11 protein-coding genes and 1 pseudogene are annotated in these 14,224 nt (G+C 63.7%); 8 read left to right on the top strand and 4 right to left on the bottom strand.

Annotated features, from left to right (window positions below; translation table 11 throughout):
* Together CV770_RS43540 and CV770_RS32280 are read left to right on the top strand one after the other, a co-directional pair.
* Window positions 1-109 (top strand): annotated as a pseudogene (locus CV770_RS43540) (IS110 family transposase); the annotation flags it as partial.
* Window positions 110-184: 75 nt separating this feature from the next.
* Window positions 185-1,054 carry a methyltransferase domain-containing protein gene (locus CV770_RS32280; RefSeq protein WP_104465222.1) on the top strand — a complete coding sequence of 290 codons (870 nt, stop codon included), beginning with the start codon at window positions 185-187 and terminating at the stop codon, window positions 1,052-1,054.
* A gap of 134 nt (window positions 1,055-1,188) precedes the next feature.
* On the opposite strand, the gene mutT is transcribed toward CV770_RS32280, so the two are convergent.
* Complete coding sequence (gene mutT, locus CV770_RS32275) at window positions 1,189-1,599, bottom strand: 8-oxo-dGTP diphosphatase MutT (protein ID WP_104465221.1); 411 nt, start codon at window positions 1,597-1,599, stop codon at window positions 1,189-1,191.
* Between the two features lie 136 nt (window positions 1,600-1,735).
* On the opposite strand from mutT, the gene CV770_RS32270 reads away from it, so the two are divergent.
* The gene (locus CV770_RS32270; protein ID WP_091966077.1) at window positions 1,736-3,061 is read left to right on the top strand and encodes a TadE/TadG family type IV pilus assembly protein; all 1,326 of its coding nucleotides are present in this window, start codon (window positions 1,736-1,738) and stop codon (window positions 3,059-3,061) included.
* Between the two features lie 191 nt (window positions 3,062-3,252).
* Here CV770_RS32270 and argJ read toward each other — a convergent pair whose 3' ends face one another.
* Together argJ and CV770_RS32260 are read right to left on the bottom strand one after the other, a co-directional pair.
* Window positions 3,253-4,494, bottom strand: coding sequence for a bifunctional glutamate N-acetyltransferase/amino-acid acetyltransferase ArgJ (gene argJ / locus CV770_RS32265; RefSeq protein ID WP_104465220.1), 1,242 nt, complete (start codon window positions 4,492-4,494; stop codon window positions 3,253-3,255).
* Window positions 4,495-4,624: 130 nt separating this feature from the next.
* The gene (locus CV770_RS32260) at window positions 4,625-5,539 is read right to left on the bottom strand and encodes a peptidylprolyl isomerase (RefSeq protein WP_018320555.1); all 915 of its coding nucleotides are present in this window, start codon (window positions 5,537-5,539) and stop codon (window positions 4,625-4,627) included.
* A 353-nt stretch (window positions 5,540-5,892) separates the two neighbouring features.
* Between CV770_RS32260 and secA the strand changes: the two genes are divergently transcribed.
* Complete coding sequence (secA, locus tag CV770_RS32255) at window positions 5,893-8,733, top strand: preprotein translocase subunit SecA (RefSeq protein WP_104465219.1); 2,841 nt, start codon at window positions 5,893-5,895, stop codon at window positions 8,731-8,733.
* A 518-nt stretch (window positions 8,734-9,251) separates the two neighbouring features.
* Window positions 9,252-9,656, top strand: coding sequence for a DUF6006 family protein (locus CV770_RS44330; RefSeq protein WP_502693629.1), 405 nt, complete (start codon window positions 9,252-9,254; stop codon window positions 9,654-9,656).
* A gap of 193 nt (window positions 9,657-9,849) precedes the next feature.
* On the opposite strand, the gene CV770_RS32250 is transcribed toward CV770_RS44330, so the two are convergent.
* The gene (locus CV770_RS32250; protein ID WP_018320557.1) at window positions 9,850-10,293 is read right to left on the bottom strand and encodes a MarR family winged helix-turn-helix transcriptional regulator; all 444 of its coding nucleotides are present in this window, start codon (window positions 10,291-10,293) and stop codon (window positions 9,850-9,852) included.
* A gap of 179 nt (window positions 10,294-10,472) precedes the next feature.
* Between CV770_RS32250 and CV770_RS32245 the strand changes: the two genes are divergently transcribed.
* The 3 genes from CV770_RS32245 to CV770_RS32235 all read left to right on the top strand — a co-directional run bounded on the left by CV770_RS32245 (window position 10,473) and on the right by CV770_RS32235 (window position 14,222).
* On the top strand, window positions 10,473-11,657 hold the full coding sequence (locus tag CV770_RS32245; RefSeq protein WP_201760136.1) for a substrate-binding domain-containing protein: 1,185 nt from the start codon (window positions 10,473-10,475) through the stop codon (window positions 11,655-11,657).
* Window positions 11,658-11,817: 160 nt separating this feature from the next.
* Window positions 11,818-13,332 (top strand): amidase, encoded by a 1,515-nt coding sequence (locus tag CV770_RS32240; RefSeq protein WP_091966110.1) that lies wholly within the window; start codon window positions 11,818-11,820, stop codon window positions 13,330-13,332.
* Window positions 13,333-13,364: 32 nt separating this feature from the next.
* Window positions 13,365-14,222 (top strand): branched-chain amino acid ABC transporter permease, encoded by an 858-nt coding sequence (locus tag CV770_RS32235; protein ID WP_028141883.1) that lies wholly within the window; start codon window positions 13,365-13,367, stop codon window positions 14,220-14,222.
* The last annotated feature ends 2 nt before the right edge of the window (window positions 14,223-14,224 follow it).

The raw sequence follows: 14,224 nt of genomic DNA, 5'->3' as shown, positions 1-14,224 counted from the left end.
CGGCAAACCGGCCAAGCTCGCCCTCATTGCCGTTGCCAGGAAGCTGCTAACGGTCCTTAACGCTATGATGCGCGACAGGAAACCGTACCTGAAGGCCGGCCCCCAATAACAGTTGCCGGCTCTGCGCAGCAGCGCAAGAGCGCTGCGGCGCGTCCGGGACACGAGGGCGATTGCCAGAGCCAGCATGATCGGCGTAACCAGCGGCATGGTTCAGTCCCCCCAAACCCCGCCCGCCTTGTTCGATCGCGCCTTGCTGCATGCACGGCAGCGGCGAGCGCAGGCGAAGGGCGAGGTCACCTTCCTGCTTGATCGTGTCGCGGAGGATATGTCCGACCGGCTGGCTGCGGTGATGCGCGAGTTTCATGCGCCGGCCGATCTCTGGACGCCCGGCGAGGGGCTCGTCGATTTGCGTGGGCGGCGGCCGTCGCTCCAACGCATCGCGCTCGGCGAAGCTGGCGAGGAAAAGCTGCCCTTCGCGCCCGAAAGCCTTGATCTCGTCGTCTCCGCGCTGGCGCTGCAATTCGTCAACGACCTGCCGGGCGTGCTCGCACAAATCCGTCGTGCGCTGAAGCCCGACGGCCTGCTGCTCGCCGCGATGATCGGCGGCGACAGCCTGACCGAGCTGCGCCAGGCCTTTGCCGCCGCGGAAGCCGAATGCGAGGGCGGCGTTTCGCCGCGCGTGGCGCCGTTCGCGGATCTGCGCGACATCGGCGCGCTGCTGCAGCGGGCGGGCTTTGCGCTGCCGGTGACCGACGTCGACCGCGTCGTGGTGCGCTATTCCAACGCATTCGCGCTGATGCAGGATCTCCGGCGCATGGGCGCGGCCAATGTGCTGATCGAGCGGCGGCGAACACCGAGCCGGCGCGCGACGCTACTGCGGATGGCCGAGATCTACACTGAGCGCTTTGCCGATGCCGACGGCCGCATCCGTGCGACCTTCGACATCATCTGGCTCTCCGGCTGGGCCCCGCATGCGAGCCAGCAGCAGCCGCTGAAGCCGGGATCGGCGAAAGCGAGCCTGGCGGAGGCGGTGAAGAAGGCGGGGAAAGAGTGATGCGTGTCCCGGACGCGCTGCAGCGTGAAACGCTGCTGCGCAGAGCCGGGACCCAGCTCCGCGGCAAGCGTGGGCCCCGGCTCTGCAGCGCATCGCTGAAGGAGCGCTGCGCTGCATCCGGGGCACAGCGCATCTCACATCAGCAGATCAATCAAATGCGGGATCAGCGGAATGTCCGCGGGCGGCATCGGGTAGTCGCGCAGCTTGTTGGCACGGACCCAGGCCAGGGTCTGGCCTTCGCGTGGCGTCACCTGTCCCTCCCAGCGCCGGCAGATATAGAGCGGCATCAGGAGGTGGAAGGTCTCGTAGCCGTAGCTCGCGAAGGTCAGCGGGGCCAGGCACGGCTCGGCGACGGTGATGCCGAGCTCCTCGTGCAGCTCGCGGATCAGGCTCTGCTCCGGCCGCTCGCCTGGCTCGAGCTTGCCGCCGGGAAACTCCCAGAGGCCGGCCAGCGTCTTGCCCGCGGGGCGCTGCGCGATCAGGACGCGCTTGTCGGCGTCGATCAGCGCGCAAGCCACAACCAGTGTCAGTTTCAGATCGGCCATACGTGATGTCGCTCGCTGAAGATCATCCGCAACGGTTTATTAACCCTTTGCGCCCCGTGTTTCCGAGATTCCCATAAGTCATATTTAATCGACGGTTCCTAGAGTGGAAACGCTTAAACCACTCCGGGCCCAAGCCATGCGCGCTGCGCTTTCCACCATCATCCGCCGGTTCGTCCAAGACCGGCGCGGCAATATCGCGGTGATCTTCGCGCTCGCCTGCGTCCCGTTGATCACAGCGGTCGGCTGCGCGGTCGACTACTCGCGCGCGACGCAGACCCGGGCCAAGCTTCAGGCCGCGGCCGATGCTGCCAGCGTCGGCTCGATCGCCAAGGCCTCGCCGGCCTTCAAGGCCGCCGGTACCATGACGTCGGATGGCTCGATTTCCGTCGGCGTCACCGACGCCCAGAACATCTTCGACGCCAATCGCGCCAATCAGACCGGCTACACTCTCAACAGCGTCACGCCGACCGTGGTCAAAACCGGATCGACCGTGACCTCGACCGTTGCGTTCAACGCCACCATGAACACCATGTTTCTCGGCCTGATCGGCAAGTCCGCGCTGACGCTGAGCGGTACGTCGAAAGCGACGGCCAGCATGCCGCTCTATATCGATTTCTACCTGCTGCTGGACAATTCGCCGTCGATGGGTGTCGGCGCCACGCCGACCGACGTGCAGACGATGGTCAACAACACATCGGACAAGTGCGCTTTCGCCTGCCACGACCTCAAGGATAAGAACAATTACTACGACCTTGCCAAGAAGCTTGGCGTGACCACCCGGATCGACGTGCTTCGGACCGCAACGCAGTCGTTGATGGATACGGCGAGTGCGACCCAGACCTATTCAAACCAGTTCAGAATGGCGATCTACGATTTCGGCGGCTCCGCAAGCACGCTCGGCCTGCGCAATCTGTTTTCGTTGTCGGGCTCTCTCTCCAGCGCCAAATCGGCGGCGGGTAATATCGACCTGATGTCGGTGAACGGTCAGAACGAGAATAACGACCAAGACACGGCATTCACCGCGATATTCCCTGCGATCAACGGCGAGATCAGCTCCCCCGGAACCGGCACGTCCTCCAGCCCGCTCAAATATCTGTTCTTCGTCTCCGACGGGGTCGCTGACGAGAGCAACACCGGATGCCTGAAACCGCTCTCCGGCACCACGCGGTGCCAATCGCCGCTCAATGCTGCGCTCTGCAAGACGATGAAGGACCGGGGCGTCAAGATTGCCGTGCTGTACACAACGTACCTCGCGCTGCCCACCAACAGCTGGTACATGAAATGGATCGCTCCGTTCAATACCGGCCCCTACGGGCCGTCGCCGAACAGCGAGATCGCGCAGAACATGCAGAGCTGCGCCTCGTCCGGGCTCTATTTCGAGGTGAGCCCGACGCAAGGCATCTCGGACGCCATGAATGCGCTGTTCAAGAAAGCGGTCGCGGACGCGCGGATTTCAGGGTGATTTGAAGCACGGCTCTCGCGCTCTCTTACCGTCACCCTGAGGTGGCCGCTCCTTCAGCGGCCCTCGAAGGGCGACGGCCCAGCTCTCTCCACGCGGCTGTAGCGGTGGCCGTGCATCCTTCGAGGCTCCCGATGGGGCGCTTCGCGCCCCATCCCTCGCACCTCAGGATGACGGTCTGAGAGTAGCGGAAACTACGACCTGTAATCGCCGTTGATCGCGACATATTCCTTGGTGAGATCGCAGGTCAGCACCCGGTCGCGGCCCTTGCCGAGGCCGAGCGAGACCTTGATCGCGATCTCCGGGGCCTTCATCGCTTCCGAGACCTGCGCCTCGTCATAGTCAGGATCGCGCGCGCCGCTCTTGGCGACGCGGATGCCGTTGAAGGAGATCGAGAGCTTGTCGCGATCGGCCGGCTCGCCGGCCTTGCCGACTGCCATCACGACGCGGCCCCAATTGGCGTCCTCGCCGGCGATCGCGGTCTTGACCAGCGGCGAGTTGGCGATCGACATCGCGATCTTGCGCGCGGAGGCCTTGGTCTTGGCGCCCTCGACGGTGATCTCGACCAGCTTGCGCGCGCCTTCGCCGTCCCGGGCCACTTGTTCAGAAAGATTGGCGAGCACCTGGTTGAAGGCTTTGACGAAGGCCTTCAGGCGCGGATCGCTGGCGCGGCTGATCTTCGGTGCGCCGTGCTCGGCGGCAGCGCCGGTGGCGAAGGCCAGCAGCGTGTCCGACGTGGACGTGTCGCCGTCGATAGTCACCGCGTTGAAGGTGTCCTCGACGCCGCTCTTGAGCAGCGCCTGCAAGGCCGCGGGCGCGATCGGTGCGTCGGTGAAGATGAAGGACAGCATCGTCGCCATGTCGGGGGCGATCATGCCGGCGCCCTTGGCCATGCCGTTGATGGTGACCCTGGCCTTGCCGAGCTTAACGGTCGCGGTCGCGACCTTCGGGAAGGTGTCGGTGGTCATGATCGCCTTGGCCGCAGCGAGGTAGTCGCCGGGCTCGGCGGCTTCAGCCAATCGGCCCAGCACGCCGTCGAACTTGGTCGCGTCCAGCGGCTCGCCGATCACGCCGGTCGAGGCCAGGAAGATTTCGCCCTCGCTGCATCCGACCGCCTTGGCCGCGATCTTGGCCGTCAGCGCCGTGGAGGTGCGGCCGGTCTTGCCGGTGAAGGCATTGGCGTTGCCGGAATTGACCACCAGCGCGCGCGCCTTGCCGCCCTTCAGCTTGGCGCGGCACCATTCCACCGGTGCGGAGGGGCACTTCGATTTGGTGAAGACGCCGGCGACCGCGGTGCCCTTGTCCATCACCGCCAGCAGCACGTCGGTGCGGTTCTTGTAGCGGATGCCGGCTTCGGCCGTCGCAAGACGAATGCCCGCAATGGTGGGCATGTCGGGAACTGTTTTCGGGGCGAGCGGGGAGACGGTGGAGGACATCGTGGGGCGCCTTGGTGGGATCTGAATATGCAGATGCCCGGCCCCTCTGTGCGAAGACGCGCTTCGCGCTTGGGGCCGGGCATCACAAAGGCTTAGATACGCTTCACGTCACCGAAGTGACAGCGAATTCTTACTTCTTTGCAGGGGGCGCCATCTTGCTGTCGGAGGGCTTGGCTGCGTCCGCCGGCTTGGCGTCCGCCGCCGGCTGGTCCAGCCGCTCGACCTTGGCTTCGGTACGCAGCTTGGCGACGTAGTCGGCCTGGGCCTTGCGGGTGACGTACTGCTCGATCTGGGCCTTGACCTGCTCGAAGTCCGGCGCCTTGCGGTTGCGCTTTTCCTCGACCTTGATGACGTGCCAGCCGAACTGCGACTTCACGGGGTCGGAGATCTTGCCGGGCTCGAGCGCGAAGGCGATCGCCGAGAATTCCGGCACCATCTGCTCCTTGGTGAAGAAGCCGAGATCGCCGCCGTCGGCCGAGCCCGGATCCTTGGACTTCTTCTTGGCCAGCTCGGCGAAATCGGCGCCCTTGTCGAGCTCGGCCTTCACCGCCTTGGCCTCGTCCTCGGTCTCGACCAGGATGTGGCGGGCGCGCACTTCCTGCTCGCCGGTGATCTGCTTGGAGGCCTCTTCATAGACCTTCTTCATGGCGTCGGGGGTGGTGGCGGCCTTGCCCTCGCCGGCGAGCAGGCTGTCCATCAGAAGCCGGTTGCGGGCGAATGCCAGGCGCTTCTTGAATTCCTCGCTATCGGCAACCTTCTTGTCCTCGGCAGCCTTGCTGACGATTTTCATGTCGATCAGGAAGGACAGGACGTTCTCGTCCTTGGTCGCCGGGTCCATCTGGGCGAGGCTCGGCCCGAGCTCCTCCTCGGCCATGGCGACGTCGCTCTTCTTGATTTCCGCGCCATTGACCTTCGCCAGCACCGGATCGTCGGCGGCCCGGAGCGGGCCTGCGAACGCCAGGGACAGCGCCAGAGCGAGGCTGCCAGCCAGGGCGGACGCACTGCGGAAACGCTGGCCGGTGGTTACCGGGAACGAGGTGGTCATGGAAAATCCTTATGTTGAAGCAGGGGGCTGCTCGAGCGGGGCGGACACTCGCCCAATACAGGGGGGCTTGGCAACGCGAAAAGTCTGTCAAAATGATGAATTAGCCGCAATGCGCCCGCCGTTGACAAGCCCCTGACCGGGCCATATCTCTGCCCGGTCGCGACCATGGCGATGGCGTTTATTTTGCTGCGTTTTTGGCCGTTGAACCCAGACTTGCCCAATTCCCACCCATATGGCGGATGACCCCCGCAGTCCGGGCTCTGATGCCACGAGGCGTCACGGTGAGTTGATAGGCAGGCGGGTGACAACTTCTTGGCTGCAACGCGGTTGAATCGCGAACACAGGAACTAGGCATGATCGGCGCGCTCGCCCGCAAGTTTTTCGGCTCCGCCAACGACCGGCGGGTGAAGGGATATCAGTCCCGCGTCAACGCGATCAACGCGCTGGAAGGAGAAGTCTCGAAGCTCTCCGACGAGGCGCTCAAGGCCCGCACCGCCGACTTCAAGAAGCAGCTCGCCGAGGGCAAGACGCTGGACGACCTGCTGGTCCCCGCCTTCGCCACCGTGCGCGAGGCCGCCAAGCGCACGCTCGGCCAGCGTCATTTCGACGTCCAGCTGATCGGCGGCATGGTGCTGCACGAGGGCGACATCGCCGAGATGAAGACCGGCGAAGGCAAGACGCTGGTCGCGACCCTCGCGGTCTACCTCAACGCGCTCGCCGGCAAGGGCGTCCACGTCGTCACCGTCAACGACTACCTCGCCCGCCGCGACTCCAGCTGGATGGGCCAGATCTACGGCTTCCTCGGCATGACCACCGGCGTGATCGTGCACGGCCTCGACGATGCCGAGCGCAAGGCGGCCTATGCCTGCGACATCACCTACGGCACCAACAACGAATACGGCTTCGACTATCTGCGCGACAACATGAAGTACCGGCTCGAGGACATGGTCCAGCGCCCGCACTTCTTCGCCATCGTCGACGAGGTCGATTCCATCCTGATCGATGAAGCGCGCACGCCGCTGATCATCTCCGGTCCGCTCGACGACCGCTCCGATTTCTACAACACCATCGACGGCTTCCTGCCCAAGCTCGACAAGACCGACTACGAGGTCGACGAGAAGCAGCGCACGGTGACGCTGACCGAAGCCGGCATGGAGAAGATCGAGACCCTGCTGCGCGATGCCGGCCAGCTCAAGGGCGAGTCGCTCTACGACGTCGAGAACGTCTCCGTCGTGCACCACATCAACCAGGCGCTGCGCGCCCACACGCTGTTCACGCGCGACAAGGACTACATCGTCCGCGACGACGAGGTCGTCATCATCGACGAGTTCACCGGACGCATGATGCAGGGCCGCCGCTATTCCGAGGGTCTGCACCAGGCGCTGGAGGCCAAGGAGCACGTGCAGGTTCAGCCGGAAAACCAGACCCTGGCCTCGATCACCTTCCAGAACTATTTCCGGATGTACGAGAAACTCGCCGGCATGACCGGCACGGCGTTGACCGAAGCCGACGAGCTCTTCGACATCTACAAGCTCGAAGTCGTTGAGATCCCGACCAACGTGCCGATCGGCCGCCTCGACGAGGACGACGAGGTTTATCGCACCCACAAGGAAAAATACGCGGCCATCCTCGCCGAGATCGAGCGGGCCAATTCGCGGCTCCAGCCGGTGCTGGTCGGCACGGCGTCGATCGAGAAGTCGGAAGTGCTGGCCGAGTTTCTGAAGCAGAACGGCTACAAGCAGATCGATTTCGGCAAGGAGAACGCGCTCGACAAGCTTTACGCTGCCGCCCGCGCCGGCAAGCCGGCGAAACTGTTCGCGGTGCTGAATGCGCGCTTCCACGAGCAGGAAGCCTATATCGTCGCGGAAGCCGGCGTCCCCGGCGCGATCACGATCGCGACCAACATGGCCGGCCGCGGTACCGATATCAAGCTCGGCGGCTCGCTCGAGATGCGCATCCCGAAGGAAACCGCGGGCATCGAGGACGAGGCCGAGAAGGCCAGGAAGATCGAGCAGATCAAGGCCGACGTCGAGCGCTTCCGCGAGATCGTGCTGAAGGCGGAAGAGACCGTCGAGATCGAACCTGCGAAGGGCAACAAGCCGGCCAAGACCGTGACCAAGCCCGGCGGCCTCTACATCATGGGCTCCGAGCGCCACGAATCCCGCCGTATCGACAACCAACTGCGCGGCCGCTCCGGCCGTCAGGGCGATCCCGGCCGCTCGAAATTCTTCCTGTCGCTGGAAGACGATCTGATGCGCATCTTCGGCTCGGATCGCCTCGACAGCATGCTCCAGCGTCTCGGCCTGCAAGAGGGCGAGGCGATCATCCATCCCTGGATCAACAAGGCTCTGGAGAAGGCGCAGCAGAAGGTCGAGGCGCGCAACTTCGACATCCGCAAGAACCTCTTGAAGTTCGACAACGTCCAGAACGACCAGCGCAAGGTCATCTTCGACCAGCGCGTCGACCTGATGAAGGACGAGAGCGTCGCCGAGACCGTGACCGACATGCGTCACGCCTTCATCGACGACCTCGTCGCCAAGCACGTGCCCGAGCATGCCTATGCCGAGCAGTGGGACGTCGCCGGGCTGAAGGACGAATTGAAGCGCGTGCTCGATCTCGACCTGCCGGTCGACGAATGGGCCAAGGAAGAGGGCATCGCCGACGAGGAGCTGCTGACGCGCATCGAGACCAAGGCCGACGAGCACATGGCGGCCAAGGTGGCGCAATGGGGTCCCGACGTGATGCGTTACGTCGAGAAGACCATTCTGCTGCAGACGCTCGACCATCTCTGGCGCGAGCATCTGATCATGCTCGACCATCTGCGCCAGGTCATCGGCCTGCGCGGTTACGGCCAGCGCGATCCCCTGCAGGAGTACAAGACCGAAGCCTTCAATCTCTTCCAGGAGATGAGTGCGCATCTGCGCGAGGCCGTCACGGCGCAGCTGATGCGTGTCGAGATCGTCCCGCCGGAGCAGGAGGCGCCCGTGCTGCCGCCGATGGAGGCGCACAAGTTCGATCCGAACACCGGCGAGGACGAAATGGCGCTCGCCAGCGTCACGCTCGGCGCTCAGGCCAGCGATGCAGCGTTGCGCGACCCCAAGAACCCGGCATCCTGGGGCAAGGTCGGCCGCAACGAGGACTGCCCCTGCGGCTCAGGCAAGAAGTACAAGCATTGCCACGGGCGGTATGCTTGATCGATGATCTCAATACCCAGCGAACTCGCGGTGCTGTATTGGCCTACGAGTTCGCGAGGGGTTGAAATGCTTCCGATCCATATGGTGCCTGCTGATCTTTAGGTGCATCACGAATGGTAGGCGCACGCCATTGAGGATGGCTGGCTTACATTTGTCAGGCGGTCTGGCATCCGTCACGCGCGGCTGAGCACGCTTTGGCCACTTGGCAACCGGCCCCGATGCCGAGCGAACAGGTGAGAAGCATCGCTCTGTTGCATGCGCGTGGCCTGCGGCGCCTGTTCCTGTGATCACTTCCGAGTGCTGTTGCTGCAGATTGTCGGCGGCCACTCGCTCCCCCGGCCGCGCAGCTGAAGCCCGAAAGCCGATCGTCAAAGCGCGGCATCGTGTCTCGGAGAACACCTGCGGGTAGACCATCCAATCTTTTGCCACTGCTCATTGTGATCTGGATCACCTCTACTGAGCTCAATCCGTGTTTTGATTGAATCACAATATGCGGCCCGAAAATTGGGAGCCAGACAATGTCCAAACGCGCGCTGCCAACCACCTTTTGTGTTCTTGCCCTGAGTTTCTACGCTTGCGGTTCCGCCCCTGCGAGCCAAGTGGGCGGATGGTGGGGCGGAACATGGTCGTGCAACATAGACGGCCGGTCGGCCCGGATGAAATGGGCCGCCGTTGATGACAGTCAGACAAGCTGCAGCGGCGGCACTTGCACCAGCAGCTCGGGAGCACGCTGGGCAGGCAACTTCTCAGATAATGGCTCGCGATGGGTGAAGTTAACAAATCCACGCAGCGGAACGCAGGGCGGCGTATACTTCAACCATGCCGACGGCAATAAATGGTATTTAGCTAAACCGGTCAGCAACAAGGCCGCGGGCTGGACGACATGGAACGGCCAACGCTATCCCCTCTCGTGCTGGCGATGATGCAATTATGCGACGCCTGCTCATTCTCCGCCTGGACTCAAGGGCGAGCCTTGAGAATTGAATAAGGCCCGGGTGCGCGCTCTGAGCGCCACCAAGCCGGCGTGACCAGCGCGCGTGCTTTTCTCTCTCCATGCATTGAATGGCAGACGAGTGTGTCGGCTCCGCAAGGCGCCCACGCTCCAATTCACGAGGTCTAATTCGAGCTATCGATCAAGCTCTCCAGCAGCCGCTTCAATTCACTCGTCGACTTGTCACCGTAGCTCTCCAGGATGTGCTCCTCCTGGTCGACCGCGAGCGAGTTGAGCTTCTTGCACAGCACCTTGCCGCGGTCGGAGATGAACATCAGGACCTTGCGGCGGTCGCCCGGGTCTTGCACGCGATAGACCAGCGTGTCGGAGACCATGCGGTCGATCATCTTGGTCAGCGTCGGATGGTTGAGCAGCACGGCGCCCGCAAGCTCGCCCATCGAATGGCCGTTGCCATCCGACAGCACCTTGAGGATGCGCCACTGCTCGACCGGGACGCCTTCCTTGCTCAACCTCAGTTCGAGCTGCCGGTTGATCTCCCGGTTGGCTTGCGCGAGCAGGTAGGCGAGGTGTTCGGTGATCGGGGTGTTTTCTTTCGACGGTTTTGCCACGGCTAAGACTTCGTCTTGACCCAATTGAGTGAATGTCTTGCAATCAATGCTGCATCTATATGCACTTCAATTCTTGAATATTCAATATTTTCAAAATAGGATCATTGCACAACAAAAGGGCGGAAGCCGCGGCCGCCTGCTCAATGTGCTTTCAGGTCTGGTGCCAGACAGGAGTTGGCGTGCGCGCGACGGTAAACTTCCCGGCTCATGGCGGTCCGGCGTTGCCACCGTCTTTGCTGTTCAGGAATCTGTCGTCCGCGGCAGCGGATTTCGACCTGTCGCCATTTGACATCCACATCATGAAACGCCGCGGCGCCCGCAACAAGCTGCGCATCGGCAATTTCCTCACTTTCACCGGCTCGCCCGGAATCTGGGGCCCGACCTCCACCAACAGCGCCATGCTGGCGGTCGCCGAGATCAACAAGCGCGGCGGCATATTGGGGCGCGAGCTCGAGCTCTCGATCTACGATTCCGGCGGCCCGATCGAAGACGTCGTGCAACGCGCCGAGCAGGCGATCGCCTTCGACGAGGTCGACCTGATCATGGGCTCGCATATCAGCGCCGTCCGTGTTGCCCTGCGCAAGGTCACCGGCAACCGCATCCCCTACATCTACACTCCCGTCTATGAAGGCGGCGAACGCACGCCGGGCGTGATGGCGATCGGCGAGACGCCGCGCTGGCAGAGCCGGCCGTCGATCCACTGGCTCGCGGACGTCAAGAAGGCGGCGCGCTGGTACCTGATCGGCAGCGACTATGTCTGGCCCTGGCAGTCGCATCGCGCGGTGAAGCGCTACATCAAGGAGGCCGGCGGCCAGGTCGTCGGCGAGGAATTCGTCCCGGTCGGCGAGGACAATCACGAGCCGCATCTGGCACGCATCCGCGCCGCCAAGCCCGATGTCGTGCTGATCTCGCTGATCGGCACCGACAGCATCACCTTCAACCGCGCCTTCGCGGAAGCCGGCCTTGCGACGTCGACGCTGCGGCTTGCCGGCGCGATGGACGAGACCGTGCTGCTCGGCATCGGCGCCGACAACACCGAGAATTTGTTCTGCGCCTCCGGCTATTTCAACTGCATGGCCTCGCGTGCCAATGACGAGTTCCTCAGTGGCTACCAGGCCATGTTCGGCCCGCACGCGCCGCCGGTCGGCTCGGTCGGCCAGTCGAATTATGAGGGATTGCGGTTCCTGGAGTCGGTGGCCAACCGTGCCGGCTCGCTGGCCTTTCGTCCGCTGCTGAAGGCCGCACGCAACACCGTTTACTCGGCGGGCCGCGGTCCCGTGGTTCTTCGCGACGGGCGCGCCGAGATGCCGATGTACCTCGCTGAAGCCGACGGTCTCGACTTCAAGATCATCAAGACGCTTTGAGAGGCGGCTGTTGATACGTCGCAGCGGCTTTGCGAAATAATACTTGAAAAGGAAAATATTTCCGTCTGTAATATCGACGCCGAACGGGCCGCGCTTGTGCAAGCGCGACCGCGAGACTCCGTCCAACGCCAGGGATCAAGAAGCCTCAGAGGAGAGCGCCGTGACAGTTGTCCTTCCCACCCCCGCCCAACTTCGAAGTGTCGCCGAGCAATGCGGCCTTTCGCTCACCGATGACGACGTCACCTCGTTCCGTGGCCTGATGCAGGGCTCGATCGAGGCCTACAATCTCGTCGCCGCGATGCCGGACGAACTGCCCGAGGTGAAATATCCGCGCACCCCGGGCTATCGCCCCTCGGCTGAAGAGAACCCGCGCAATGCCTGGTATCGCAAGTCGACCGTGAAGGGCGCCGCCAGCGGCAAGCTCAAGGGCAAGACCGTCGCGCTGAAGGACAACATCATGCTGGCCGGCGTTCCCATGACCAATGGTTCGTCGACGCTGGAAGGCTATGTGCCCGATTTCGACGCCACCATCGTCACGCGCATGCTGGATGCCGGCGCCGAGATCGCCGGCAAGGTGCATTGCGAGCACTTCTGCCTGTCCGGCGGCAGCCACACCGGCTCCTACGGGCCGGTGCATAATCCGCACAAGATGGGCTACTCGGCCGGCGGGTCGTCGTCGGGCTCGGGCGTCGTGGTCTCGCTGGGCGAGGTCGACATGGCGATCGGCGGCGATCAGGGCGGCTCGATCCGCATGCCCGCCTCGTTCTGCGGCATCTACGGCATGAAGCCGACCTGGGGTCTCGTGCCCTACACCGGGATCATGCCGATCGAGATCTATGTCGACCATACCGGGCCGATGACGGCGACGGTCGCCGACAACGCGCTGCTGCTCGAAGTGCTCGCCGGCGACGACGGCTACGATCCGCGCATCAAGTCCCCGAAGGTCGAGGAATACACCAAGGCGCTCGGCCAAGGCGTCAAGGGCATGAAGATCGGCATCGTCAAGGAGGGCTTTGAGCAGCCGACGGCCGAGGCCGCGGTGAATGAAAGCGTGCGCGAAGCGGCAAAGCGCTTCAAGGATCTCGGCGCGACCGTCGAGACGGTGTCGATCCCGATGCATCTCCTGGGCGGCGCGATCTGGACCCCGATCGGCACCGAAGGCCTGACCCAGACCATGATGTTCGGCGACGGCTACGGCCTGTCCCGCGGCGATCTCTATTCGACCTCGCTGATGGATTTCCATCGCGGCTGGCGCCGCCAGGCCGATTCGCTGTCGGAGACCACGAAATTGTTCATGATGCTCGGCACCTACATCAACAACAATTTCGGTCCACGCTTCTACGGCAAGGCGCTCAACATCTCGCGCCGGCTGACCGCGGCCTACGATAAGGCGTTCGGGGACTACGATCTGCTGCTGATGCCGACCACGCCGATGAAGGCGACCAAGCTGCCGGAGCCCAATGCCAGCCGCGAGGAATACGTCGCCCGCGCGCTGGAGATGATCTCCAACACCGCGCCGTTCGACATCACCCATCATCCCGCGATGTCGCTGCCCTGCGGCATGGTCGATGGCCTGCCCGTCGGGCTGATGCTGGCCGGCCGGATGTTCGAGGAATCCACCATCTACCGCGCCGCGCACGCCTTCGAGCAGATCGGCGACTGGAAGAAGATGTGAGGCACTGATGCAGCTCGACGGAAACGCCACGCATGGCTAACGCGTTCGTCGCAGCGTTCGAGATCCTGAGCTTTGGCGCGATCATCGTCCTGATCGTGCTGGGGCTCGGGATCATCGCCAGCATGATGGGCATCTTCAACTTCGCGCAGGGCGAGTTCGTCCTGCTCGGGGCCTACATCACCTATCTCGCCTACGCCAAGGGCCTGCCGATCTGGGCCGGCATGGTCGCGGCGCCTTTCGTGGTCGGCGCGCTCGGCTTCGTGCTGGAGGCGCTGATCATCCGGAGATTCTACGCCGCGCCGATCGTCGCCATGCTCGGCACCTACGCGCTAGGCCTGATCATCCGCGAATCCGTGCGCGGCCTGATCGGCGGCTTTTATCTCACCGTGCCCGAGCCGATCGGCGGTTCGATCGATATCGGCGCCATGCACATCTCGGCCTGGCGCTTCACCATCATCGTCATCACGCTCCTGGTGATGGCCGGCTGCTATCTCCTGCTATCCCGCACCAACTTTGGTCTGCGCATGCGCGCCACGCTCGAGAATCCATCGCTGGCGCGCGCCTCGGGCATTTCCACGCCCCTGATGTACGGCGCCACCTTCGCGTTCGGCTCCGCGCTCGCCGGTCTCGCCGGAGCGCTGATCGTGCCGGTGTTCAGCCTCTACGCCGACCTCGGCCTGCGTTTCCTGATCCAGGGTTTCGTCGCGGTCATGGTCGGCGGTGTCGGCTCCTTCATCGGGCCGGTCGCGGGGGCCGGCGTCATCGGCACGCTCAGCGCTGCGCTGCCCTGGGTGATGGCGCCCGTCGTCGCCGACGTGCTCGTCTTCGTCCTTGCCATTGTCTTCATCAAATTCCGCCCACAGGGCCTCATCGCTGGAAAAGGGGTTTAGTC

The sequence above is a fragment of the Bradyrhizobium sp. AC87j1 genome, assembly GCF_002936975.1.
Lineage (GTDB): Bacteria > Pseudomonadota > Alphaproteobacteria > Rhizobiales > Xanthobacteraceae > Bradyrhizobium > Bradyrhizobium shewense.
The sequence above is the reverse complement of the archived record's forward strand: the minus strand, read 5'-3'. Positions and strand labels throughout refer to the sequence as shown.

What these genes read in the sequence shown, in the direction of transcription:
- CV770_RS44330 (WP_502693629.1), top strand. Translation starts at nt 9,252, where the DNA reads ATGTCCAAACGCGCGCTGCCAACCACCTTTTGTGTTCTTGCCCTGAGT.
- mutT (WP_104465221.1), bottom strand. Translation starts at nt 1,599, where the DNA reads ATGGCCGATCTGAAACTGACACTGGTTGTGGCTTGCGCGCTGATCGAC.
- argJ (WP_104465220.1), bottom strand. Translation starts at nt 4,494, where the DNA reads ATGTCCTCCACCGTCTCCCCGCTCGCCCCGAAAACAGTTCCCGACATG.
- CV770_RS32270 (WP_091966077.1), top strand. Translation starts at nt 1,736, where the DNA reads ATGCGCGCTGCGCTTTCCACCATCATCCGCCGGTTCGTCCAAGACCGG.
- CV770_RS32260 (WP_018320555.1), bottom strand. Translation starts at nt 5,539, where the DNA reads ATGACCACCTCGTTCCCGGTAACCACCGGCCAGCGTTTCCGCAGTGCG.
- CV770_RS32235 (WP_028141883.1), top strand. Translation starts at nt 13,365, where the DNA reads ATGGCTAACGCGTTCGTCGCAGCGTTCGAGATCCTGAGCTTTGGCGCG.
- CV770_RS32280 (WP_104465222.1), top strand. Translation starts at nt 185, where the DNA reads ATGATCGGCGTAACCAGCGGCATGGTTCAGTCCCCCCAAACCCCGCCC.
- secA (WP_104465219.1), top strand. Translation starts at nt 5,893, where the DNA reads ATGATCGGCGCGCTCGCCCGCAAGTTTTTCGGCTCCGCCAACGACCGG.